The sequence below is a fragment of the Corynebacterium nuruki S6-4 genome (genome assembly GCF_007970465.1).
GTDB lineage: Bacteria > Actinomycetota > Actinomycetes > Mycobacteriales > Mycobacteriaceae > Corynebacterium > Corynebacterium nuruki.
Window position 1 is genome coordinate 804,042 of the sequence record NZ_CP042429.1, and the last position, 24,445, is coordinate 828,486.

The window sequence follows — 24,445 nt, forward strand, 5'->3', positions numbered from 1 at the left end:
CTACCCGGCCGGCCGGTACTACCGCTCGATGATCGCGGTGACGCCCTGGCCGCCGGCGGCGCAGATGGAGATCAGCGCGCGGCCGCCACCGTTCTGCTCCAGCAGCTTGGCGGCGGTGGCGATGATCCGGCCACCGGTCGCGGCGAACGGGTGGCCCGCGGCGAGCGAGGAGCCCTTGACGTTCAGCTTGGAGCGGTCGATCGCACCCAGCGGCTTGTCCAGGCCGAGACGGTCGCGGCAGTAGTCCTCGGACTCCCAGGCCTTCAGGGTGGCGAGGGTCTGCGAGGCGAAGGCCTCGTGGATCTCGTAGAAGTCGAAGTCCTGCAGCGTCAGGCCGTTGCGCTCCAGCAGGCGCGGAACGGCGTAGGTCGGGGACATCAGCAGGCCGTCGGGGGTGAGCCCGTCGTGACCGTTGATGAAGTCGACCGAGGCGGTCTCGGTGTCCACGAAGTAGGCGCGGACCGGGATGTTGTGCTCCTTGGCCCACTCCTCGCTGGCGAGCAGGACGACGGAGGCGCCGTCGGTCAGCGGAGTGGAGTTACCGGCGGTCATGGTCGCCTGCGTGCCGTGGGCCGCGGCATCCTTCTTGCCGAAGACCGGCTTGAGCTTGGCGAGCTTCTCGACGCTGGAGTCGGGACGCAGGTTGGTGTCGCGCTGCACGCCGAGGTACGGGGTGACGAGGTCGTCGAAGAAACCCTCCTCGTAGGCGGCGGCGAGCTTCCGGTGGGACTCGGCGGCGAGGGCGTCCTGGTCCTCGCGGGTGATGCCGAGCTCGCGGGCGGTGATCGCGGCGTGGTCGCCCATCGACAGGCCGGTGCGGGGCTCGCCGTTCTGCGGCTGCTCCGGGGCCAGCTGGGAGGGACGCACCGAACCGAGCAGCTTCAGCATCTCGGGGGTGGACTTGGCGTTGTTGACCTTGATGAGGGTCTTGCGCAGCTCGTCGTTGACGGCCAGCGGGGCGTCCGAGGTGGTGTCGGTACCGCCGGCGAGGCCGGCCTCGATGCGGCCGAGGGCGATGGCGTCCGCGACCTGGGCGGCGGCGGAGAGGCCGGTGCCGCAGGCGTGCTGGAGGTCGAAGGCCGGGGTGGTGGAGCTCAGCGCCGAGCCGATGACGCACTCGCGGGTGAGGTTGAAGTCACGGGCGTGCTTGAGCACGGCGCCGGCGACGACCAGGCCGAGTTCCTCGTCCTGCAGGCCGAACCGTGCCACCAGGCCGTCGATGACGGTGGTGAGCATGTCCTGGTTGGAGGCCTTCGAGTACTCCTTGTTCGAACGGGCGAAGGGGATGCGGTTGCCGCCGAGGATGGCGACCTTGCGCGGGGAGGAAGTAGTCATGGGTAGAAACTCTCTCTGTCATCGTTGTGGTGTCAACCGGTCGGGGCCGACCGGTGACCCCGCGGGGGTACTGTTATCCGTATCACGGATTTACCGGACATGGTACGGAGTCACACGCTAGGGTACGAATAAGAACATACATTGTTCGGGCCGCCCGCGGGGTAGGCTTCCGGATAACCGACCGAGACAGACCGACACAGACCAAGGAGAACACGACATTGTCTTCCAACAAGGGCCTGCTGGACCAGATCATCAACTCCAGCTTCGCAGGTAAGCTGGGCGTCCCGCAGGGTGAGCCGCTCCACCGCTACAAGAAGGGTGAGCCCTACCTCGACGGCCCCGTCGTCCTCGCCGGCGACGGCCGCATCGCCGCCGGCCTCCGCGACCGTCTCGCCGACGACTACCAGTTCGTCGACGCGGACACCGACATCAAGAAGTCCGCCATCGTCTTCGACGCGACCGGCATCAAGAAGCCCGAGGACATCAAGGACCTCTACGACTTCTTCCACCCCCAGATGCGCAAGGTCCGCCCCTCCGCCCGCTTCCTCGTCATCGGCACCACGCCCGAGGCCATCGAGGACCCGGAGGAGCGTATCGCCCAGCGCGCCATCGAGGGCTTCACCCGCTCGCTGGCCAAGGAGCTGCTGCGCGGTGCGACCGCCCAGCTCATCTACGTCGACCCGGCCGTCTCCGACGACCTCTCCGGTGTCGAGGCCCCGGTCCGCTTCGTGCTCTCCGGCCGCTCCGCCTACGTCGACGGCCAGGTCATCCGCGTCGACGACACGAAGGTCACCGTCCCCGAGGACTGGGACGCCCCGCTCGCCGGCAAGCTGGCGCTGGTCACCGGTGCCGCCCGCGGTATCGGCGCCGACATCGCCCGCGTCCTGCACCGTGACGGTGCCGACGTCATCCTCGTCGACGTCCCTGCCGCCGGTGAGGCCCTCGCCCAGACCACCAACGAGGTCAAGGGCTCCGCCCTGCCGCTCGACGTCACCGCGCAGGACGCCGCCGAGCAGATCAAGGCCCACGCCGAGGAGCGCTGGGGCCGCGACGTCGACATCATCGTCCACAACGCCGGTGTCACCCGCGACAAGCTGCTGGCGAACATGGACGAGGGCAAGTGGAACCTGGTCCAGGCCATCAACTTCATCGCCCCGATCCGCATCACCGAGAAGCTCGTCGAGAACGGCGGCCTCGCCGACGGCGGCCGCGTGATCACCCTGTCCTCGATGGACGGCCTCGCCGGCCAGCGCGGCCAGACCAACTACGCGATGTCCAAGGCCGGCATGATCGGTGTCGCCGAAGCCCTCGCCGGCCCGCTCGGCGAGAAGGGAATCACCGTCAACGCCATCGCCCCCGGGTTCATCGAGACCGCCATGACGGACGCCATGCCGACCGCCACCCGCGAGGTCGGCCGCCGGATGAACTCCCTGTCCCAGGGTGGTCAGCCGCTCGACGTCGCCGAGGGAGTCGCCTTCTTCGCCGGTAACGGTGCCGGTGCGGTCACCGGCCAGTACCTGCGTGTCTGCGGCCAGCACCTGATGGGCGCCTAGGGGGACCGCATGACTGTCACCTACACGACCCTCCCCGCCGTCCCGGAGCTCATGGACGAGTACAAGGGTGCGGCGAAGGACCTCGTCCCCGTGATCGGCGCCAAGCGCTCCGCGAAGGCCGACCCGACCACCGGCTTCGAGGTCACCGGCGTGACCGTCGACATCGCCCACCTGGGCGACTACTGCGCGTCCACCGGGCTGCGGCTCACCAACGAGCTGCCGGCCACCTACCCGTACGTGCTGTCGTTCCCGCTGGCGATGAAGGTCATGGCGACCCCCGACTTCCCGTTCAACGCGGTCGGCGCCGTGCACCTCACCAACGACATCACGCAGACCCGTCCGCTGACCGTCGATGACGTGCTCACCGTCCGCACCCGTGCGGAGAACCTGCGGACCCACCGCAAGGGCCTGCTCATCGACATGGTCACCGAGGTCTTCGTCGAGGACGCCGAGGGCAACCCCGGCGGGACCCCGGTGTGGACCCAGACCTCCGGCTTCCTCGCGAAGGGCGCGAAGCTCTCCTCCTCGGCGGACGCCGCGGTGAAGGCCCGCCCGGAGGACTCCGGCTCGCTGTTCGAGCGTCCCGAGGTGCCGGCGGACCCCACCCCGACCGCCACCTGGGAGGCGAACCCGGAGATCACCCGCTACTACGCGGAGGCCTCCGGCGACAAGAACCCGATCCACGTCTCGGCGCTGGGTGCGAAGGCCTTCGGCTTCCCCGCCCGCATCGCCCACGGCATGTGGTCCGCCGCCCGGCTGCTCAGCGGCCTGGAGGGGCAACTGCCCACCGGTGGTTCCCGGTTCACCGTCGAGTTCGCCAAGCCGGTCGTCCTGCCCACCAAGGTCGCGTTCTTCGCGGCGAAGGACGGCGACGCCTGGAACCTCCAGCTGCGCAAGGCCTCCAAGCTGGAGACCCTCCACGCGATCGGTCGCGTCGAACCCGCCTGACCGGCTGAGTGACCGACTGAGCGTCACCCGGGCGTCCGACTTCTCCACTGTCGGGCGCCCGGTTTTCTGTACCACCGACACAGCATGGAGACCTCCGTGACGACAACCTCCCGGCAGTCAACCACCTTCACCCTTGTCCCACTGGGGCTGTTCCTCGCCCTCCTCTGCGTCGGCTTCCCGTCCGGGCTGTTCGACAGTTACCGGGACCGTTTCGGATTCAGCACCTCAGTCCAGTCCCTGCTCTTCGCGGTCTACGCCTTCACGCTGGTACCTGCACTGCTGTGTACCCCGTTGATTCTCAGGCGGACGACACCCCGGGGCCTCTACCTGATCGGCACCGTCGCCCTGGTGCTCGCGGACATCGTCTTCCTCACCGCACCGAACGTGCTCCTGCTCTTCGTCGGCAGAGCCGTCCAGGGCATCACCGTGGCATTCCTCAACGCCGCCGCCCCACAGATCCTCCTCGACCTCCAGCGGCGCCGGTGGGGACGCTTCGACCCGCTCGTCCTGGCACTGATGACCTCGGCGGGCCTGGGCCTCGGACTGTTCGGGGCGAAACTGCTCACCGGCGTCTCCGGGGACGCCGACCGCATCCTGTTCGCCCTCCATCTGCTCCTCACCCTGGGATTCCTGGTCGTCGCCGTGGTCCGACGTCCCCCGACGGGTGAGAACCCCGGGACGGACACCGGGTCGGAAACCGGGTCGGACCAGGCGTGCACAGCACGACGGCCACAGCATCTCGCGGCCCGCGAGGAGGATCACCGCACGTGGAACGCCCTGGGTGGCTGGGCCGGTGCGACGTCCTGGTCACTGGGCGGCCTGTTCCTCGGTCTCGGCACCGTCATCGGGGACGCCGCCTCCCCCGGGCTCGCCGCCGTGGTCCCCTTCCTCTTCTTCGTCGCGATGCTCGTCGGGCAGTTGGCGACCCGCCGGATCACCGACATCAGCCGGGCGCTGCGGTGGGGACTCGGCGGCAGCGTGGTCAGCGCGGTCGCCACGGCGGGCGCCGTCATCGTCGCCTCAGACAGTCCCGGCGCATTCTCCGCGACCGTGGCAGTCCTGGGATCAGTCATCGGCGGAGTGAGCCTCGGCGTGGTCTTCGTGATGGCGACCGCCGTCTACGAACGCACGACTGACCCCGCCACCGAGGGACCCCAGACCGCGGTGTTCTTCGCGAAGATCTTCGGCGGCAATTCTCTGCCCACGCTGGTGGTGGGCGTCCTCACGACCGCTGTCGGACTCAACTGGTCGTTGACCGTGTTGGCCGCGGCGCTCGCAGCGGCGTCCGGAATCCTGGTGGTCAGGATCCGCGGCCTGGAGGTCTCCGATCCCCGGTGACCTCCCGGGGCTGCTGCCGGTCTACTCGGCATCCGCTCCGGCGTGCTCGTCCGCCGCGGCCTTCGCCGTCACGGTGATGATGTCGTCACCGGGGGCGGCGACCGGGGCGGGCATCCCCTCGACCTCGGCGAACTTCTTCGTGTTCACCACGACGACCGGGGTGACCGGAGAATAGCCGGCCGCCTCGATCTTCTCCCGGTCGAACCGGACCAGTGGCGTGCCCGCCGCCACCTTCTGCTTCTTCTCGACGAGGTTCTCGAACCCGTCACCCTCCATCTTCACCGTGTCGATACCGATGTGGATGAGCAGTTCAATGCCGTTGTCGAGCCGCAGGCCGACAGCGTGCCCGGTTTTCTGGATGGTCAGCACCGTGGCGTCCGCCGGGGCGAGGATGGTGTCCCCGCTCGGGTCGATGCCCACACCGTTGCCCAGCGCCCCACCGGCGAACGCCGGGTCCGGCACCTCCGACAGCGGCAGCACCTTGCCCTCCACCGGAGAGGTGACCACCGTGACCGCACCGGGTTGCAGCGCAGCCTTCGGTGCCGCGGCGGCGACGCGGGCGTCCTCCTCGGCGCTGGCCTTCTGACGCTCCGCCTCCAGCTGGGCCAGAATCTCCGCCCTCTCGTCCTTGCCGCGGTAGTCGAACAGCACCACCAGCACCATGGAGGTGAAGAACGCCGCGGCGATAGCCAGCAGGTAGCCGCCCCACGGATCCATCGCCGGGAAGGTCAGCAGCGAGGTGTAGACGAACGCACTGGCCTTGATGTTGAAGAAGCCGGCGATGATGCCGCCGACCAGGCAGCCGGGCAGCAGGCGGACATAGGACTTCTTGAACCGGAGCAGCACACCGTAGAGGGACGGTTCCGAGATACCGCCGAACAGGCCGGCCATCAGGCCACCGAGGGAGAGCTGGCGCATGCCCGAGTTCTTCTCGCGCACGGAGATGACGAGTACCCCGGCGACCACGCCGAAGCAGGCGAAGTTCCAGGTGCCCATCGGCCCCTGGATGAAGTCGTAGCCCAGCACGGCGATGTTCTGGATCATGATGGCGTTCAGTGGCCAGTGCAGGCCCAGCGGCACCATGAACGGGTAGATCAGCGGGATGACGATCGCCAGGATGAACGGCGAGACGTCGTTGAGCCACAGCAGGAAGTCGGAGATCCCGTTGCCGATGCCGATGCCGAACGGTCCGAGCAAGAACGCGGTCGCCGGGATCATGATGAGCATCGAGAAGAACGGGACGAACACCATCTGCACCGCGGACGGGATGATCTTCTTCAGGCCCTTCTCCACCCAGAACAGGCCGATCGCGGCGATCAGCGGCGGGAAGACCTGCGCCGAATAGTCGTTGAGGACCAGCGGGATGCCGAAGATGTGGACCGTGTCCCCTTGTTCACCGAGGGAGAGGAACTCCGGGGTGAGCATGGCCGCCGGGATCGCCGCACCGACCCACTCGTTCGCCCCGAGTTTGCGGGCCGCGGTCGCGCCGATCATGACCGGCAGGAAGTAGAACACCGACTGGTACATCGCATGCAGCAGCACATAGCCGGTCGGCTGCTCGTCGAGCGGGGCGCGGGAATCCTGCCAGCCGAGGGTGTCCGCGATGACGACGAGGGTGATGATCAGCGAGGCACCGAGCAGCGCCCAGAGGATCGGCCGGAAGGAGTCCGAGAGGAACTCGAACGCGTAGTTGACCCACCCGTACTTCCCCCGGACACCCCCGTACTCCTTCTTCGCGGGGGCGGCCCCCTCCTCCCCCATCCCCGGTTCCTTGACGATGGCGTTGTAGAACTCGGCGACGCCACCGCCCATGACGACCTGGAGTCCGTCACCGCCCTGCGGCACGACGCCGAGCACCGACGGTACCGCCTCCAGTGCCTTCTGGTCTGCTCTGTCGCGGTCGGCAAGCCGGAATCTCAAGCGGGTCGCGCAGTAGGTGAGGTCGACGACGTTGTCCGCGCCGCCGACCTCCTCGAGGATGCGCCGTGAACTGTCGGTGGTGGACGCCATGGTTCTCCTGGCCTTTCAGACGGGGGTACCGCAGGGAGGTGTTGCCGCCACCCTAGGCGTCCTCCACCCCCGGGTGGAACCCCCTGCCCCCGGTCGGGTGCCAGACCGGTGGACATGGAACTCACCGCAAAGACCGTCATCGTCACCGGCGGCGGCGCCGGCATCGTCCAGGACTTCGTCGACATCAGCGAGATCGACCAGGCGACGATCGACCGGGTCATGGCCGTGAACTTCGGCGGGACGGTGAACGTCACCCGGGCCTTCCTGCCTGCGCTGCTCGCCCGGGGTGAGGGGGCGGTCGTCAACGTCTCCAGCATGGGCGCCCTCGCCCCGGTCCCGGGTCAGAGCGCCTACGGGGCGTCCAAGGCGGCGGTGGCACTGTTCACCGAGGGGCTGCGGGTCGAGCTCCGGAAGACCGGGGTGACCGTGTCCGTCGTGTACCCGGGTGGGGTGAACACCGAGATCACGAAGAACTCGGGGGTGGAGTCCGCCGCCGAGACGGAGGCGGATCCGGCGACGGAGGCCCGGATGAGGAAGCTGCTCACCCAGCCGGCGGCGGCCGCCGCGAAGATCGTGCGGGCGGTGGAGAATGGCACGCCCCGGGTGATCATCGGGAAGGACGCCCGGGTGGTGGATCTGCTGGCCGGGCTCATGGGGAAGCTCACGTAGGCGCGTGCGCTGGTGCGCGTCGGCCGGCGCCGTGGACCGGTGGCACGAGTTGACCCGGATCGGTCAGTTCCGTCGGGTCCGAAACGCAGAACCGGGTCAGCTCGGGACAACTCCGGCCGGGCAGGCCGGTGGGCCCGGCGCCCCCAGACAGACGACAGCCCCTGTGGACGGATCCACAGGGGCTGTCGGAGATGTTCCGGAGCAACGGAACACTGCCGTCGACCGCTCAGGCGGCCGACAGCGGGACCGGACTAGTTACCGGCCAGCTTCTCGCGCAGTGCGGCGAGCTGCTCGTCGGAGGCCAGCGAACCGGCGTCCGTCGTCTGCTCCTCGCGTGCCGGGGCGGCAGACTCGGAGTTCGAGGAGGAGGAGTATCCACCCTCACCGGCGGCGGCAGCCTCGGCGGCCTGGGCGCGGTGACGCTCGATCTGGGCGGCGTGCAGCTGGTGACGGCGCTCGGACTCGGCGTAGCGGGCCTCCCAGGCCTCACGCTGGGCGTCGTAGCCCTCCATCCACTCGTTGGTCTCCGGGTCGAAGCCCTCCGGGAAGATGTAGTTGCCCTGCTCGTCGTAGGAGTCGGCCATGCCGTACTTCGAGGGGTCGAACTCGTCGGAGTAGTCCTCGTCGGCCTGCTTGAGCGACAGGGAGATCCTGCGACGCTCGAGGTCGATGTCGATGACCTTGACCATGAGGTCCTGGCCGACGGACACGATCTGGTCCGGGACATCCACGTGGCGCTCGGCCAGCTCGGAGATGTGGACCAGGCCCTCGATGCCCTCCTCGACGCGGACGAAGGCGCCGAACGGGACGAGCTTGGTGACCTTGCCCGGGACGATCTGACCGATCGCGTGGGTCCGGGCGAAGACGCGCCACGGGTCCTCCTGGGTGGCCTTCAGCGACAGGGACACGCGCTCGCGGTCCAGGTCGACGTCGAGCACCTCGACGGTGACCTCGTCGCCCACGGAGACAACCTCGGACGGGTGGTCGATGTGCTTCCAGGACAGCTCGGAGACGTGGACCAGACCGTCGACACCGCCGAGATCGACGAAGGCGCCGAAGTTGACGATGGAGGACACGACGCCCTTGCGGACCTGGCCCTTCTGGAGCTGGTGCAGGAACTCGGAGCGGACCGCGGACTGGGTCTCCTCGAGCCATGCACGGCGGGACAGCACGACGTTGTTGCGCTGCTTGTCCAGCTCAATGATCTTGGCCTCGAGCTCCTGGCCGATGTACGGCTGCAGGTCGCGGACGCGGCGCATCTCGACGAGGGAGGCGGGAAGGAAGCCGCGCAGGCCGATGTCGAGGATGAGGCCACCCTTGACGACCTCGATGACGGTACCGGTGACCGGCTCGTCCTTCTCCTTGAGATCCTCGATGGTGCCCCAGGCGCGCTCGTACTGGGCGCGCTTCTTGGACAGGATCAGACGGCCGTCCTTGTCCTCCTTGGTCAGGACCAGGGCGTCGATCTCGTCGCCGACCTCGACGACCTCATCGGGGTCGACGTCGTGCTTGATGGACAGCTCGCGCGAGGGGATGACACCCTCGGTCTTGTAGCCAATGTCCAGGAGGACCTCGTCGTGGTCGACCTTGACGACGGTACCTTCGACGATGTCACCGTCGTTGAAGTACTTGATGGTCTTGTCGACTGCGGCGAGGAAATCCTCAGCGGAGCCGATGTCGTTGACGGCTACCTGAGGAACGTTGTTGGTGGGCATATGTGCAGGTGCTCCGAAACGGATTGTTCTCGTAAAGTGGACAGGATCCGCCCGATCTGCCTTGACGGCAGCCCCGGCGGGCGCGGCGCCGCGGGGGATCCACCTGTGCAATTACCGGGTAATTTTTCGAAGTCAATCCAACCGACGCGCAACGGTGGTGAACATTACACGAGCGCTGCAGCCGCCGCAAACACCCCGGCAGAGAATTCTGCGGTGGTCACGACGGGTGCGGCAGCCCCTGTGACTGCCCCTGCGGCAGCCCCTGCACCGACCCCCGTGCCGACCATGTCCGGCGTCGGGTGCGACTGCAGTGCGGCCCGCACCGCCGCCGCCAGCAACTCCCCCGACCGGGGGTACCCGAGATGGGTGAGCAACTGCGCCGCCGAGTTCATCAGCCCCGCCGGGTTCGCGATCCCCTCCCCCGCGATGTCCGGCGCCGCCCCGTGCGCCGCCTGCGCCATCGCCTGCCGGTCACCGGCGTTGATGCTGCCCGCTGCACCGAGGGACCCGCCGAGGGCGGCGGTGAGGTCACTGAGGATGTCACCGAACATGTTCTCGGCGACGATGGTGCGGTGCCGCGCCGGACGCCGCACCAGGTCCGCACACAGGGCGTCGATGTGCACCGGGCGCAGCTCCACCCCGGTCTCCGCCGCAGCACGCTCCGCCTCCTCCAGGTACATCCCCGAGGTGCGGGTCAGCACGTTGGACTTGTGGGCGACGGTGAGTATCCCGCCGCGGGAGGCGGCGATCTGCGCGGCACGGTCACAGATCCGGGCGATCTTGTGCCGGGTGAACACCCCCACCGCCAGTGCGACATCGGTGGTCACCCGCAGATCCCCGGAGCCGGCGGCCATGTTCCGGTCGGCGTACATCCCCTCCGTGTTCTCCCGGACCACGGTGACGTCCAGGTCCGGTGCCGGCGCCCCGGGCACGGCGACGACCGGCCGGATGTTCGCCCACAGGTCCGCCGACTGCCGCAGGGCCGCCGACGGGTTGAGTTGCGCCCGCGCCGCCGGCGGATAGGAGACGTTGTCGTGCGGGCCGAGGATCCAGCCGTCGAGACCGCGGATCTTCTCGAGCGTGATGTCCGGCACGACCCGGCCCGTGGCGTCGAACGCGGCGATGCCCAGTTCCAGCGGCACCCAGGTCACGCCCACTTTCGCGGCGTCCAGCACCTGCTCCACGGCGGTGCGGGTCGGCGGGGTGATCTCGGGGCCGATACCCTCCCCGTCCCAGTATCCGAGGGTGAGGGTCGTGGCGTCCGCTGCCTGGCTCATGGCGTCGATGATAGGGCCCGGGTGTTCCACCGGTTACCATGGCGTCCTGTGAACGACATTAACCACAACGCCGTCCCACGCCCGCCCGCTTTCCCGCCCACACCGCGGACGCCCGGCGCCCTGCTTTTCAACGCCGTGCGCGGCGGGCTCATCGGCACCGCCGAACTCGTCCCCGGCATCTCCGGGGGCACCGTCGCACTGGTCACCGGCGCCTACGAACGGGTGCTCTACAACGCCAACCGGCTGCTCGACGGGGTCAAGGCCCTGCCGAAGGACCGGGCGGAGGGACTGCGGCGCATCCGGGCGGTCGACTGGGCGATGCTCCTGCCGCTGGGCATCGGGATGGTGGTCATGGTCTTCGCCATGGCCGGCCTCGTCAGCGGCTTCGTCGAGGACCACGAGACCCCGGCCCGGGCGCTGTTCCTCGGGATGGTCACCGTCTCCCTCGCCGTCCCACTGCTGATGATCGACTGGTCCGACCTGCGGCGTCGACTCCCCGTGGCGGTCCCGCTGTTCCTCGTCGGCGCGGCGTTCACCTTCATCGCCACCGGGTTCTCCGCCTCCGACAATGACGACCCGAACCTGCTCCTCGTCTTCATCGCCGCGGCCGTCGCGGTGTGCGCCCTGATCCTGCCGGGTGTCTCCGGATCCTTCTTCCTCTACGCCATCGGCATCTACACCGCCACGCTCAACGCGGTCAGTGACCTCGACCTGGGCTATATCGCCGTCTTCGGGCTCGGCGCACTGACCGGACTGGTCCTGTTCGTGCGCGTCATGGAGACCCTGCTGACCCGGGCGCGCACCCTCACACTGTTCACCATGACCGGCATGCTGCTCGGGTCCCTGCGGGCCCTGTGGCCCTGGCAGGACGCGGACTCGAACCTGCAGGCACCCGGTGACCAGACCGGCCTCGCCGTCCTCCTCTTCGTCGTCGGCGCCGGCGTGGTCGCCGCCATGGTCACCGTGGAACAGGTCACGAAGCGGCGCCGGCTGCGGGAGCAGGCGGAGCGGAACCCGGCGTAATATGTCGGCATGTCTGTCCTGGCCGCAGCGTCCTCTGACACGCACGAGCTGGAGATGATCGGTCTCCTCCTGCTCGCCTTCGTCCTGAGCACCCTCATCGGACTGGAACGACGGCTGCGCGGCCGCAACGCCGGCCTGCGCACCCAGGCGATCGTCGGAACGTCCTCCGCCCTGTTCATCCTGGTCAGCAAGTACGGCTTCTTCGACGTCCTCGGCGACGAGGTGAGCTTCGACCCCTCCCGTGTCGCCGCCGGGATCGTTTCAGGCATCGGCTTCCTCGGTGCCGGACTGATCCTCACCCGCCGCAACACGGTGCTCGGGCTGACCACCGCCGCCAGCGTGTGGGAGACCGCCGCGATCGGCACCGCCGCCGGGGCGGGACTGTGGCTGCTGGCGATCGTGGTGACCGCCCTGCACTTCGTCATCACCTACGGACTGCGGGCACTCTCCCGCCTGCTGCCCGGCGGGGACGCCCGGGTGCACATCAGCGTGGTCTACGACGACGGGCACGGACTGCTGCGCGTCATCCTCGCCGCGCTCACCGACCAGGGCTGGTCGGTGCAGGAATCGGGTCAGCAGGCGGACGCCGGCGAGGGGCGGACGGGGCTGCAGATGGGTCTGACCGGCCGACACTCCCCCGGCGACCTGGTGACAGTGCTCTCCGGGATCGAGGGGGTGCGCTCGGTCCGGGTCCTCAGCGAGGAGGACGACGACTAGGAGCAGGTCCCGGGGACGCCGTGAACGCCGCCACCGGTGTCGGGTTCACGAACCGAGGGGTCGGTCCGCTCCCGCGGATGCCGGGTTCACGAACCCAGGTCTTGGGTTCCAGTGGTCGTTGCAACACCCCTGACATGTTCAGGAGTGAACAGTGCCCACACCGAACCCCTCGCACCGGCCCACCGCCGGACCGCGATCCACCCCCGCGCAGAGACTCCTCGCCTTCACCGCCTTCACCCCCGCCGAGCGCGAGTTGATGATCACCGAGCACGCCGCCGGCTCCACCGTCCGACAGATATCCACGGCACTGGGCCGCCCGGCTACCACGGTCAACGACTGGTTGACCCGGCACGGGCTCCACACCCCACGGCGCCGCCCCAACCACCTTGTCCGGCAACTCGCACTGATCCTGGTCAGCGCGGGTATGACCCAGGCTGACGTCGCCGCACTGATCAACGTGACCCGTCAGACCGTCTGCGGTTGGGCCAACCGGTTCCCGACCCCCGCCCGGCCGGAGGATGCCTACGACGAGGCGACCATCAGTTTCTACCGGGCACTGCTGTCCGGGGCGACCCCGGCGACAGCGGCGGCCAGTACCGGCAGGCCACTGTCGCAACTGGATCCCGACGGGGTGTACTCATCAGATGTGAACACCGCCGTGGCCGACCAGATCACCGTCGACACCCCGAAACGGGTTCGGCGCCAACACGCCGCTGATCAGCGTCAGCGTGATGCCGGACGGGCCGGCCGCAGACAGCTCCGGCGTAAACCCGGCGCCGCACTGCGCCCGGTCGCACCGAGTCCCGCACCGAGTCCCGCGCCGGTTGCTGCACCGGCAGTCCGGGCCCGGAAGAACCCGCCTGCCGGCGGCCCCGTGGAGTCTGAGGCGGCATCGGCGACACCGGCGGCACCGGTGCGTCGACCATCTGCCCGCAGGGACCGCAAACTGGGCCGCGCCACCGACACCACCGACACCACCGACGCCACCGACGCCACCGACGCCACCGACGCCGTGGACCGGAAAGCCGGGTTCACCGCCGACAGTGCCGATCGTGGTGCCCACCGGGGGAACCGTGCCCGGCACAGTCCCACGGCCAAACCCACCCGCCGACGTGGTCGGCACAGTGGCCGGCACAGTATCCCCGCCCCGATGGTCTTTGACACCCCGGCACCCGATCCCCGGATGCCACCGGCCGCCCCGGTCCACCACCGTGACCCTGACCGGGTGATATCCGACCGGTACCTGACCGCGGCAGAACGGGACACCATCGCGGTGATGCTGCGTGAGGGAGCGACGAAGGCGGCGATCGCCCGGAAGCTGGGCAGGCACCGGTCCACGATCAGCCGGGAACTCGCCCGCAACAGTGATCCTGCTGATCCTGCTGATCCTGCTGATCCTGCCGATCCCGGCGACACCGGCAGTACCGGCGGGGCCGGTGACCTGGTGTACAACCCGTTCACCGCGACCCGGCATGCCGCAGCCCGCCGGGCCCGACCGAGGTTGTCGAAGGTGTACGCCGACCCGATGCTGCGGGCGCTGATCACCCAACGACTGGAGCACTGGTCACCCGAGCAGATCGCCCACCGGTTACGGTTGGACTTCCCCGAGCATCCGGAGTGGCATGTGTGTACTGAGACGATTTACCAGGCGTTGTACGTCTACCCGAAGGGCAGCCTGCGCAGTGAGGTGAAAAAGGCCCTGCGTACCGGTCGGACAACCCGTAAACCCAGGGAGTCAGCGGTGAGGATCCCCCGCGACCATGACCGGGTCAGCATCGCCGAGCGGCCCGCTGAGATCGAGGACCGGGCGGTACCCGGTGACTGGGAAGGGGATCTGATCTGTGGGGCGTACAACAAGTCCGCGATCGGCACGCTGGTCGACCGTAAGACCCGGTACGTGATGCTGCTGCACCTGCCCGGTGCCCATGATGCACTCAGTGTCCGCGACGCGATGATCGAACGGTTCACCGGCATGCCCGCCCAGATGGGGTTGTCGGTGACCTGGGACCAGGGGTCGGAGATGTCGTTGCACAGGGAGATCAGTGTGGCCGCGGATCTGGACGTGTACTTCTGTGATCCGCATTCCCCGTGGCAGCGGGGCACCAACGAGAACACCAACGGGTTGCTGCGGCAGTACTTCCCGAAGTCCACGGACCTGTCGGTCCATGGGCGTGACCGGTTGCGGGAGGTGGAGATGCTGATGAACAACCGGCCGCGGAAGGCACTGAACTGGGCTACCCCCGCTGAGGCGATGTGGGCGGAACTGGACGGTATCCTCGGTGAGGCTTAAGCAGATCCGCTACCCGTGAGGGTGTTGCGTCGATCGCTAGAATCCGCCGGTGCCTTTCTGGGACCGGAAAATCGACCTGTCGGTTCGTTCCGCGGGCACCGGGGCCAGTACCCGGGGTCAGCGCCGGGCCAGCGCCGCAGTCAGCCACCGGGTCAGTGCCCGGCGGTGTCCCAGTCGTCGCCGGTGCCGGTGGACACGTCCAGCGGGACGCTGAGCTCGGCGGCGGTGTCCATCTGTTCCTGCAGCAGCTGCGTCATGGCGGCCAGCTCCCCCGGCGCGACCTCGACGACGAGTTCGTCGTGGACCTGCAGTAGCACGCGGGACGCCATCCCGGCCCGCGACATCGCCCGGTCGACCCGCAGCATCGCCCGCTTGATGATGTCGGCGGCGGTGCCCTGGATCGGGGCGTTGAGTGCGGCACGCCCGGCGGCCTCCGCCGCGACCCGGTTACTGGAGCTCAGCTCGGGCAGGTAGCGGCGCCGGCCGTAGAGGGTGGCGGTGTAGCCGGTCTCCCGGGCCTTGTCCACGACCTCGTCGAGGTAGCGCTTCACCCCGCCGAACCGCTCGAAGTAGCTCTCGGTGATGGCCTTGGCCTCCCCGGCGGAGATCCCGAGCTGCTGGGACAGGCCGTAGGGGGACAGTCCGTAGACCAGGCCGTAGCTCATGGCCTTGACCCGGCGGCGCAGTTCCGGGGTGACCTCGTCGACCGGGACGTCGAAGACCTTCGAGCCGACGTAGTTGTGCAGGTCCTCGCCGTGCCGGTAGGCCTCGATGAGACCGGGGTCCTGGGACAGGTGCGCCATCACGCGCATCTCGATCTGCGAGTAGTCGGCGGTGAGGAGGGTCTCGTAGCCGGCTCCGACACCGAAAGCCCCGCGGATGCGGCGTCCGGCCTCGGTACGGACCGGGATGTTCTGCAGGTTGGGGTCGGAGGAGGAGAGGCGTCCGGTGGCCGCACCGCGCTGGTTGAAGGTGGTGTGGATCCGGCCGTCGTCGGCGACCGCCTCGACGAGCCCGTCGACGGTGGTCTTCATCTTCTGGTACTCACGGTGGGCCATGAGGTGGTCGAGGAACGGGTGCGGGTGGGAGGCCGCGAGCTTCTCCAACTCCGCGGCGGCGGTGGAGTACCCGGTCTTGGTCTTCTTCGTCTTCGGCAGGTCGAGGGTCTCGAAGAGGACCTTCTGCAGCTGCTTGGGGCTCGACAGGTTGAGCGAGTCGTCCCCGGCGAGTTCGCGGGCGGCGGCGACCTCCGCGGCGACCTTGTCGGCGTAGTCGGCGGAGAGGTCCTCCAGGGCGGCCCGGTCGACGGCGATGCCGGCGGACTCCATCCGGGCCAGCACGGTCGCCAGCGGCACCTCGAGGTCGAGGTAGAGCTCCATCGCACCGATCCCGGCGAGTTCGGGGGTCAGCGCGGTCACCAGTTCGGCGACGCACCGGGCGCGCACGGCGACCGGGGCGGACGCCGCGAGCTCATGCCCGACGTGCCGCTGGACGACCTCGGCCAAGGCAGTGTTGCGCTGGTCGGGGCGCAGCAGGTAGGCGGCCAGGGCGGTATCGTGCTCCACCCCGGCGAGCACCAGGCCCTCGCCGTGGAGCATGTGCCAGGCCTCCTTGGCGTCGTGCAGCCACAGCGGGGCACCCGGGTCGGCGAGCCAGGCGGTCAGCGCCGCCTCGTCCTTCGGGTCCTGGTCGGCCAGGTCGATCTCGACGGCGTGCAGTGCGGCGTCCTCCCCGGGCACCGGGTCGAGCAGCGCGAGCCGGTCGGCGTGGCCGCCGGCGGGCAGGCCCTCCCCGGTCACGGCGACGGCGAGCGGCCGGTTGACCGCCGCATCACCGGCGGGGCGGGACTCTTTCCACCCGGCGTGGGTGGTCAGCCACTTCGCCAGCTTCCCCTCCCCCGGCTCATCGGTGGTCAGCGTGGTGGCACCGGTGTCCTCGAACTCCACGCCGAAGGCGCGGAAGGTGCGGTTGCGCAGCGTCGTACCGAACTGGAGGGTCTCGAACATGCCGAGGGCGGCCTGCGGGTCCGGGGCGGCCGGGCGCAGGGCGTCCAGCTCCCCGCCGGGGCCGGCGAGGTCACCGAGGTCGAGATCCTTGACCATCTCGGTGATGTTGCGGGCCAGGGTGACGTTGTCGATGTTGTCGCGCAACGACTGGCCGACCTTGCCGCCGATGTCGTCGATGTGGTCGATGACCCCGTCGAGGCTGCCGTAGGTGGTGATCCACTTCTGCGCGGTCTTCGGGCCGACGCCGGGGACGCCGGGCATGTTGTCGGAGGTGTCGCCGCGCAGCGAGGCGAGGTCCGGGTACTGGGTGGGGGTCACCCCGTACTTCTCGGCGACGCGCTCCGGGGTGAACCGGTCGAGTTCGGAGACACCCTTGAGCGTGTAGAGCACCGTGACATCGTCGTTGACGAGCTGCAGGCTGTCGCGGTCACCGGTGCAGATGAGGGTGCGCATGCCGGCCTCGCGGCCGCGGACCGAGAGGGTGGCGATGATGTCGTCGGCCTCGAAGGTCTCCTTGGTGAGGGTCCGCACCCCCAGCGACTGGAGCGTCTCGCGGATCAGTTCGACCTGGCCGTGGAACTCCGGCGGGGTGGCGGGGCGCTGCGCCTTGTACGCCGGGAAGGTCTCGGAGCGGAAGGTCGGGCCGGCGAGGTCGAAGGCGGCGGCGATGTGGGTGGGGTGCTCGTTGTCGATGAGGCCCAGCAGCATGCCGAGGAAGCCGTAGACGGCGTTGGTGTACTGGCCGCCGGTCGTGGAGAAGTTCTGCGGCGGGAGGGCGTAGAAGGCGCGGAAGGCCAGGGAATGTCCGTCGAGCAGCAGCAGTGTGGGCTTCTCCGTCGTGCTGTCACCGCTGCCGGCTGGTGTGTGGCTCATGTGCCCTTCCTGTGAGAATCGTCGTTCCGGCGCGGAGATTCTCCCCTCCGCGACCCGTCGCGGCTATCCTAGTCGCCATGACTGACCAGACCGACCTGACGGCGACAGGCGTGCCCACCATCCGCCGGACCGCCGAAGAGACCCGGCAGGCCATCCTGGACGCCGCCCGAGAGGTGTTCAACACCCGCTCCTACAACGAGATCACCCTCAAGGAGATCGCCGCCGAGGTGGGGGTAAGTGCGCCGCTGATCATCAAGTACTTCCGGACGAAGGAGGGACTGTTCGTCGAGCAGCTCGACTTCACCATCACCGCCGACCGGCTCGCCCTCCTGCCGTTCAGTGAGCTCGGTGTGAAGCTGGCCCGGCGCGCCGTGGAGAGCCCCGACGATAACCCGGGTTCCCTGGTCCACCGCATCGCGGACGCCGGCGGCAGCCGGGCGGTCGTCGAGCGCATCGGTGAGGCCTACCGGGACCGGGTCGTCGCCGCCCTCACCGAGAAGATCGAGGCGGAGGCGCCGAACCTGGGGCAGGACGCCGAACTGGACGCCGAGGCCCGGGCCGAAGCGGCGATGTCCATGGTCGCGGGACTGTCGTTGATGCGACGGCTGGTAACCAAGGAGTACTTCCGCCCCGGCGCGCACGACGGCTTCATCAGCTACTACGGTGCGCTCATCCAGGGGGCGCTGGACGGGACCGCGGTGCAGCAGACCGCCCCGGAAAGCCAGGCCACCGGAAGTCAGGCCCCGCACAGCCAGCCCACCGAGCCGGTCCGGTAACATCGCCGGGCGTACCCCCAGTAGCCCAATTGGCAGAGGCAACGGATTCAAAACCCGTCCAGTGTGAGTTCGAGTCTCACCTGGGGGACCACCTGCAGCCGTGACGCCTCAGCGTCGCGGCTGCATCTGTGTCTGTATCCGTGGCCGTGTCCGCTACGCGTCCTCGGAGGTCTCCACCTGGGTCCCGTCGTCCAGGCGCCGGTCGCCGAGCAGGCCGTCGGGGTCGATGACCGCCACCCGGTGGCCGTCCTCCCGGATCCGGCGCAGTCCCTCGAGCACCATGGCCCGGCCGAAACTGTTCGTGTCGTTGACCCGGCGCATGTCCACGACGACCCGGGTGGTCGTCAGTTCGTGGGCGGCGACGGTGGACAGGAAATCCTCCGCCCCGGTGAAGCCGAGACCGCCCTGCAGCCGGATGACGGTGGCCAGGCCCCGGGAGCGGATGCTGCGCACCGCCGAGCCCCGCGACGGCAGGGCGGACATGAGGTGCAGCCCCATGTCGTCGGACAGGATGCGGAAGACCTCGGCCCCGCGCACGCTGTTGCCGGAACCGTCCAGCCGCGGCGAGAAGGTGGCGATGCCCAGCTGGCCGGGCAGGGTGCCGAGCAGGCCACCGGCGACGCCGGACTTCGCCGGGATCCCCACCCCGGCCATCCACTTCCCCGCCCCGTCGTACATGCCGGCCGAGGCCATCACCGACTGGACCTGCCGGCACACCCGCGGGTCGAGCACCTGGTCCCCGGTCACCGGCTGGCGGCCGCCGAGGGCGAGGGTGGCGCCCATGACCGCCAGGTCCTTGACGGTGACGAGCATGGAGCATTCCCGGACGTAGCCGGCGACCGCGTCCTCGGCGGTGTCCGCGATGATGCCGTAGCTGCGCAGCATGTGGGCCAGGGCGAGGTTGCGGTCGGCGGTGGCCAGTTCGGAGCCGGTGACCCGTTCGTCGATCCGCAGGTCGCGTCCGGCGAGCCGGGAGAAGTAGTGCCGCAGCAGTTCCACCCGGTCGTCGACGGTCGAGTCCTCCCCGTTGATCAGCTGGCTGACGGCGATGGCGCCGGCGTTGATCATGGGGTTGACCGGCCGGTGCGTCCCGCCGTCGAGGGAGAGCTCGTTGAAGGCCTCGCCGGAGGGTTCCATGCCGACGGTGGCGAGCACCTTCTCCACCCCCACCTCCTGGAGGGCGACGGCGTAGGCGAAGGGCTTGGCGATCGACTGGATGGAGAATTCCACCCCGTCGTCGCCGGCACTGTAGACGTGGCCGGTGGCGGTGCACAGGGCGACGGCGAGCGGGTCGGGATCGGCGGCGGCGAGTTCGGGGATGTAGTCGGCGACGGCGCCGGAGGTGTCCTCCCGGACCCGGTCGAGGGTGGCGGACAGATAGTGCGGCAGCGGGATCTCCATGGGGCCCGAGGGTACAGAGCCCACCACCGGCGGGCGGCCGGCGAAGCGTCACCTATGATTTCCCCATGACATCCTCCACCTCCCGGCGCACCCGCCCGGTGCTCGCCGCGGTCGCTGTCGCGGCCGTGGCGGCGTCCCTGGCGGGCTGCGTCACCAACGAGGAGTCCGCGAACCCGGAAGGGTGGGTGTCCGAGCGTCCCGAACCTGTCGCAGCGCTGCAGGACCTGCTGCCCGACGACATCCGGGAGCGCGGCACCCTCGTCGCGGGCACCAACCCGACGTTCCCCCCGAACCAGTTCAAGGATCCCAGCGGAAAGATCATCGGCTTCGAGGTCGATCTGGTGGACGCCACCGCGGCCCTCCTCGGCCTCGACGTGACCTACCAGCAGCAGGACTTCAACCTCATCCTCCCGTCGCTCAACGCCGGCACGGTGCAGCTGGGCGTCTCCGGGTTCTCGGACACCGACGAGCGCAACAAGTCGTACGACTTCGTGGACTTCTACACCTCCGGCATCTCCTGGGCCGGCCACCCCGGTTCCGACATCGACCCGCAGGACGCCTGCGGGCTCAGTGTGGCGGTGCAGAAGGGCACCTACTCGGACACCGACGATGTGCAGGTCAAGGCCGAGGAGTGCGCGGCGGCCGGGAAGCCGGAACTGAAGAAGCTCGTCTACCAGTCCGCCAACGAGGCCGCCACCGCCACCGCCCTGGGCCGCGCGGACGCCATGAGCTCGGACTCGGCGGTCACCGACTACGCCATCCAGCGTTCCAAGGGCAAACTCGTCCCCGCCGGGGACGCCTTCGACACAACCCCGTTCGGCTGGGCGTTCCGCAAGGGCGACTCCCTCGTCCCCGCCTTCGCCGCGGCCCTGCAGCACCTCATCGACTCCGGTGACTACGAGAAGATCCTCGAGCCCTGGGGCCTCACCGACGGCGTGATCGACACCGTCACCGTGAACACCAAGGAGACCGACCAGTGAGCACCAGACTGAGCCCCCGGCAGCGACCGGCCGACAACCAGGTCGTCCCGCTCAAGCACCCCGGCCGCATCATCGCCGCCGTCATCCTCGTCGCCCTGGCGGCGTGGGTCATCATCGGCGCCGCGGGCAACAGCGCCTTCGGCTGGGGCACCTACGTCGACTACCTCTTCGACACCCGCATCCTCGCCGCCCTGTGGAAGACCGTCGCCCTCACCGTCCTCGCCATGGTCATCGGCGTGGTCGTCGGTGCGCTCATGGCGGTGCTGCGCATGTCGCCCAACCCGGTGATGCGCGGCTTCTCCTGGGTGTACCTGTGGCTGTTCCGCGGCACCCCGGTGTACGTCCAGCTGGTGTTCTGGGGCCTGCTCGGCACCATCTACCAGACCATCAACGTCGGCTTCGCCGAGATCACCCTCGACAGTTTCCTGTCGAACTTCTTCGTCCTCGCCTTCCTCGGCCTGGGCCTCAACGAGTCCGCCTACATGGCCGAGATCGTCCGCGCCGGCGTCCAGTCGGTGCCGGAGGGCCAGTCGGAGGCGTCGAAGGCACTGGGGATGACCTGGGGGCAGAACATGCGGCGCACCGTGCTGCCGCAGGCCATGCGGATCATCATCCCGCCGACCGGCAATGAGCTGATCAGCATGCTGAAGACCACCTCGCTGGTCATCGCGGTGCCCTACGCCGGCGAGCTGTACGGCCGGTCCACCGACATCGCCTACGCCATGTTCGAGCCGGTGCCGATGCTGCTGGTCGCGGCGACCTGGTACCTGGTCATCACCTCGGTGCTCATGGTCGGCCAGCACTACCTGGAGAAGTTCTACGCCCGGGGTTCCTCCCGGACCCTCACCAGCCGCCAGCTCGCCGCACTCGCGGACGCCGAGGGCGTCCCGCCGGCGAACGTCACCGTCGAAGAGCAGGAGAACCGCTGATGACCGAGACGACCCCCATGATCAGCTTCCGTGACGTGTGGAAGCGCTACGGTCACCTCGACGTGCTCAAGGGCATCGACCTGGAGGTGCCGGCCGGGTCGGTGACCTGCCTGATCGGCCCGTCGGGCGGCGGCAAGTCCACCCTGCTGCGGTGTGTGAACCACCTGGAGCAGATCGATGCCGGACGCATCGAGGTCGACGGTGAGCTCATCGGTTACACCGAGCGCAACGGCCGGCTCTACGAGATCACCGAGCGGGAGGCCGCCCGGCAGCGCGCCGATGTCGGCATGGTCTTCCAGCAGTTCAACCTGTTCCCCCACCGCACGGTGCTCGCCAACATCACCGAGGCGCCGGTGCGGGTCAAGGGTGAGTCGAAGGCCGCGGCGGAGAAGACCGCCCGCGAGCTGCTGGCCCAGGTGGGGCTGGCGGACAAGGCGGACGCCTGGCCGGTGCAGCTGTCCGGCGGGCAGCAGCAGCGGGTGGCGATCGCCCGCGCCCTGGCGATGAAGCCGAAGCTGATGCTGTTCGACGAGCCGACCTCCGCCCTGGATCCCGAGCTCGTCGGGGATGTGCTGGGGGTGATGCGTCAGCTCGCCGAGGACGGGATGACGATGCTGGTGGTGACCCACGAGATGGCCTTCGCCCGGGAGGTCGCCGACCAGGTGGCGTTCATGGCCGACGGTCGCATCGTGGAGACCGGGTCGGGCCGTGAGCTGATCACGGACCCGAAGGAGGAGCGCACGAAGGAGTTCCTGTCGAGCATCCTGTAGCGGCTCGCGGCTGCGGCGGCGGCTGCGGCGGCGACTACGGCCGCACGTCGACGTGCCAGGGCACGCGCGGCTTCCCCGGGTCGTCGAGGATCTCCTGGTAGAGCTGCTCGGCGGGCTGTTTCTCCCGCTCGGTGAGGATCTCGGCGAGCTTCATGCTCAGCCCCGAGATACTGCCGGAGTGCTCCTTCACGTCGATGACGACGGCGGCGGGTTCGGGGGTGCCGTGGATCATGTCCACGAAACCGTAGTCGCGCCACACCCCCTCCAGGTCGGGGTCGTCGGCGATGTCGGTGGTCACCGACAGGTCGGCGGTGAGCAGGTCGGGGTTGACGGCGAGGGCACGGTCGAAGTCGGAGACGATCCCGGCACGCTGCTCCGGGGTCGCGAGGATACGGAACACGATCTGTGGCATGGACACCAGTTAAGCACGCCCTGACCCGGCACCGCCACGGAGGCGCTACCCTGTACCTGTGATCAGTCACTCCCCGATGAACCCGGCACCCGTTCCCCCGCTGACGACTCTCCCCGACGGCACGATCAAGCAGGTCAACCCGTTCTCCGGCACCGAGGTGTGGACGGTCCCGGGCCGCGGCCACCGCCCGCTGCCGGTGCCGCAGTCCGACACGTTCCCGGTGACCGACGCCAACCGGGACTCACAGACCGACTTCGGGCTGGACAACATGCTGAAGACCACCCCGGAGAAGGCCCGCCTGATCATCGACGACAACGGCGAACCCCGCATCCTGCGGGGGCTGACCGTCTCCCAGCTGCACGAGAGCGTGCCGCTGTTCCGCCGGGTGGCGAACCTCTTCGAGATCCTCACCTACAACTACTGGGCGGTGAACTACGGCTACCGGATGGACGCCTCCGCCTCCCGCCACATGGCCGAGTACCTCGCCGAGGACGAGGGGGTGCGCCATGTCGCCGACATGCTGCGCACCCGGCTGCGCGCGGCGGGGGTGCCCGACGGGGAGCTCGACGAGCTGTTCTCCGACGAGCGGGTGTTCCAGACCGTCAACGAGAAGGCGCCGGCCCTGTTCGGCGGCGGCCATGACGTGATCATCGCCCGCGACCACTACATCCCCGGGGCGACGAGCAGTGACCAGTTGTGCGGCAGCGGGGAGCTGGACTGGGACGTCCACCGGCTCTACATCGCCTTCACGGTGGACGCCATGGACCGGCTGTACCGCGCCAACCCCTACGTGCGCTATGTCGCGACCTTCCAGAACTGGCTGCAGCCGTCGGGGGCGAGTGTGGAGCACCTGCACAAGCAGTGCGTGGCCATCGACGAGCACGGGCTGCAGAACGAGACGGAGATCGCGCAGGTCCGCGGCAACCCGAACATGTACAACGAGTGGGCGGTGGACTACGCCGGCCACCACAACCTCATCTTCGCCGAGAACGACCATGCGGTCGCCTTCGCCGGGTTCGGCCACCGCCACCCCACCCTGGAGGTCTTCTCGAAGTCTTCGACGGTCGAGCCGTGGCTGATGGCCGACGAGGAGCGGGACGCGGTCGCCGATCTCGTCCACGCCTGCCACATCGCCGCCGGGCCGCACACCCCCTCCAACGAGGAGTGGCTGCACCGGCCGCTCGACGTGGATGTCCCGATGCCGTGGCGCATCGTCATCAAGTGGCGGGTCACCCCGCTGGCCGGTTTCGAGGGCGGGACGAAGATCCACCTGAACACGATCTCCCCCGGGGATCTGAAGCGGCGGGTCCTCGCCTCGCTGCTCGCCGCCCGCGAGGAGGGCCGGCTGGCGCCGGGGATCCGGCTGGGCAACGAGGCCCGGTGGGAGCGCAACAGCCTGCGCTACAACCCGGCGATAAGATAG

Annotated in this window: 18 protein-coding genes, 1 tRNA gene and 1 pseudogene; 13 read left to right on the forward strand and 7 right to left on the reverse strand. The window is 69.0% G+C overall.

Annotated elements, in window-relative coordinates:
- Positions 1-18 precede the first annotated feature (18 nt).
- Positions 19-1,335, reverse strand: coding sequence for an acetyl-CoA C-acetyltransferase (locus tag FSW06_RS03650; protein WP_010122132.1), 1,317 nt, complete (start codon positions 1,333-1,335; stop codon positions 19-21).
- Positions 1,336-1,553: 218 nt separating this feature from the next.
- Between FSW06_RS03650 and FSW06_RS03655 the strand changes: the two genes are divergently transcribed.
- The 3 genes from FSW06_RS03655 to FSW06_RS03665 all read left to right on the forward strand — a co-directional run bounded on the left by FSW06_RS03655 (position 1,554) and on the right by FSW06_RS03665 (position 5,174).
- Positions 1,554-2,888 carry a 3-oxoacyl-ACP reductase gene (locus FSW06_RS03655; protein ID WP_010122133.1) on the forward strand — a complete coding sequence of 445 codons (1,335 nt, stop codon included), beginning with the start codon at positions 1,554-1,556 and terminating at the stop codon, positions 2,886-2,888.
- 9 nt (positions 2,889-2,897) lie between these two features.
- Positions 2,898-3,836: a MaoC/PaaZ C-terminal domain-containing protein gene (locus FSW06_RS03660; RefSeq protein ID WP_010122134.1), complete on the forward strand. Its 939-nt coding sequence runs from the start codon at positions 2,898-2,900 to the stop codon at positions 3,834-3,836.
- Between the two features lie 96 nt (positions 3,837-3,932).
- Positions 3,933-5,174: an MFS transporter gene (locus FSW06_RS03665; RefSeq protein WP_158005227.1), complete on the forward strand. Its 1,242-nt coding sequence runs from the start codon at positions 3,933-3,935 to the stop codon at positions 5,172-5,174.
- 21 nt (positions 5,175-5,195) lie between these two features.
- Here the strand turns inward: FSW06_RS03665 and FSW06_RS03670 are convergent, their stop codons facing one another.
- Positions 5,196-7,184 (reverse strand): glucose PTS transporter subunit IIA, encoded by a 1,989-nt coding sequence (locus FSW06_RS03670; RefSeq protein WP_010122138.1) that lies wholly within the window; start codon positions 7,182-7,184, stop codon positions 5,196-5,198.
- A gap of 114 nt (positions 7,185-7,298) precedes the next feature.
- On the opposite strand from FSW06_RS03670, the gene FSW06_RS03675 reads away from it, so the two are divergent.
- Positions 7,299-7,853, forward strand: a complete 555-nt coding sequence (locus tag FSW06_RS03675) for an SDR family NAD(P)-dependent oxidoreductase (protein ID WP_083827114.1) — start codon at positions 7,299-7,301, stop codon at positions 7,851-7,853.
- A gap of 251 nt (positions 7,854-8,104) precedes the next feature.
- Here FSW06_RS03675 and rpsA read toward each other — a convergent pair whose 3' ends face one another.
- Both rpsA and FSW06_RS03685 read right to left on the reverse strand, forming a co-directional pair.
- The gene (gene rpsA / locus FSW06_RS03680) at positions 8,105-9,568 is read right to left on the reverse strand and encodes a 30S ribosomal protein S1 (protein WP_010122142.1); all 1,464 of its coding nucleotides are present in this window, start codon (positions 9,566-9,568) and stop codon (positions 8,105-8,107) included.
- 164 nt (positions 9,569-9,732) lie between these two features.
- Positions 9,733-10,845, reverse strand: coding sequence for an isocitrate/isopropylmalate family dehydrogenase (locus FSW06_RS03685; protein ID WP_029450142.1), 1,113 nt, complete (start codon positions 10,843-10,845; stop codon positions 9,733-9,735).
- A gap of 48 nt (positions 10,846-10,893) precedes the next feature.
- Here FSW06_RS03685 and FSW06_RS03690 point away from each other — a divergent pair, with 48 nt between their 5' ends.
- The 3 genes and pseudogenes from FSW06_RS03690 to FSW06_RS15090 all read left to right on the forward strand — a co-directional run.
- Entirely contained in the window at positions 10,894-11,868 is a 975-nt protein-coding gene (locus FSW06_RS03690) for a DUF368 domain-containing protein (protein ID WP_010122146.1), read from the forward strand.
- 9 nt (positions 11,869-11,877) lie between these two features.
- On the forward strand, positions 11,878-12,585 hold the full coding sequence (locus FSW06_RS03695) for an MgtC/SapB family protein (RefSeq protein ID WP_010122147.1): 708 nt from the start codon (positions 11,878-11,880) through the stop codon (positions 12,583-12,585).
- Positions 12,586-13,666: 1,081 nt separating this feature from the next.
- Positions 13,667-14,875: pseudogene (locus FSW06_RS15090) on the forward strand (IS30 family transposase); the annotation flags it as partial.
- Between the two features lie 152 nt (positions 14,876-15,027).
- On the opposite strand, the gene polA reads toward FSW06_RS15090, so the two are convergent.
- Entirely contained in the window at positions 15,028-17,754 is a 2,727-nt protein-coding gene (gene polA, locus FSW06_RS03710; RefSeq protein ID WP_010122151.1) for a DNA polymerase I, read from the reverse strand.
- 77 nt (positions 17,755-17,831) lie between these two features.
- Here polA and FSW06_RS03715 point away from each other — a divergent pair, with 77 nt between their 5' ends.
- Positions 17,832-18,530: a TetR/AcrR family transcriptional regulator gene (locus tag FSW06_RS03715; RefSeq protein WP_010122152.1), complete on the forward strand. Its 699-nt coding sequence runs from the start codon at positions 17,832-17,834 to the stop codon at positions 18,528-18,530.
- A 14-nt stretch (positions 18,531-18,544) separates the two neighbouring features.
- A tRNA-Leu gene (locus FSW06_RS03720) sits at positions 18,545-18,621 on the forward strand.
- 62 nt (positions 18,622-18,683) lie between these two features.
- Here FSW06_RS03720 and FSW06_RS03725 read toward each other — a convergent pair.
- Complete coding sequence (locus tag FSW06_RS03725) at positions 18,684-19,931, reverse strand: glutaminase (RefSeq protein ID WP_010122153.1); 1,248 nt, start codon at positions 19,929-19,931, stop codon at positions 18,684-18,686.
- 65 nt (positions 19,932-19,996) lie between these two features.
- On the opposite strand from FSW06_RS03725, the gene FSW06_RS03730 reads away from it, so the two are divergent.
- From FSW06_RS03730 to FSW06_RS03740, 3 genes are read left to right on the forward strand one after another with little or no spacing between them, the layout of a single operon-like run.
- A complete protein-coding gene (locus FSW06_RS03730) occupies positions 19,997-20,911 on the forward strand; it encodes an ABC transporter substrate-binding protein (protein WP_010122154.1) in 915 nt (304 codons plus the stop codon).
- Positions 20,908-21,840, forward strand: coding sequence for an amino acid ABC transporter permease (locus FSW06_RS03735; protein ID WP_010122156.1), 933 nt, complete (start codon positions 20,908-20,910; stop codon positions 21,838-21,840). Before FSW06_RS03730 ends, FSW06_RS03735 begins: the two co-directional genes overlap by 4 nt.
- Positions 21,840-22,610 (forward strand): amino acid ABC transporter ATP-binding protein, encoded by a 771-nt coding sequence (locus FSW06_RS03740; protein WP_010122158.1) that lies wholly within the window; start codon positions 21,840-21,842, stop codon positions 22,608-22,610. Before FSW06_RS03735 ends, FSW06_RS03740 begins: the two co-directional genes overlap by 1 nt.
- Before the next feature lie 34 nt (positions 22,611-22,644).
- Here the strand turns inward: FSW06_RS03740 and FSW06_RS03745 are convergent, their stop codons facing one another.
- The gene (locus FSW06_RS03745) at positions 22,645-23,022 is read right to left on the reverse strand and encodes a hypothetical protein (RefSeq protein ID WP_010122160.1); all 378 of its coding nucleotides are present in this window, start codon (positions 23,020-23,022) and stop codon (positions 22,645-22,647) included.
- Positions 23,023-23,080: 58 nt separating this feature from the next.
- Here FSW06_RS03745 and FSW06_RS03750 point away from each other — a divergent pair, with 58 nt between their 5' ends.
- On the forward strand, positions 23,081-24,445 hold the full coding sequence (locus FSW06_RS03750) for a DUF4921 family protein (RefSeq protein ID WP_010122162.1): 1,365 nt from the start codon (positions 23,081-23,083) through the stop codon (positions 24,443-24,445).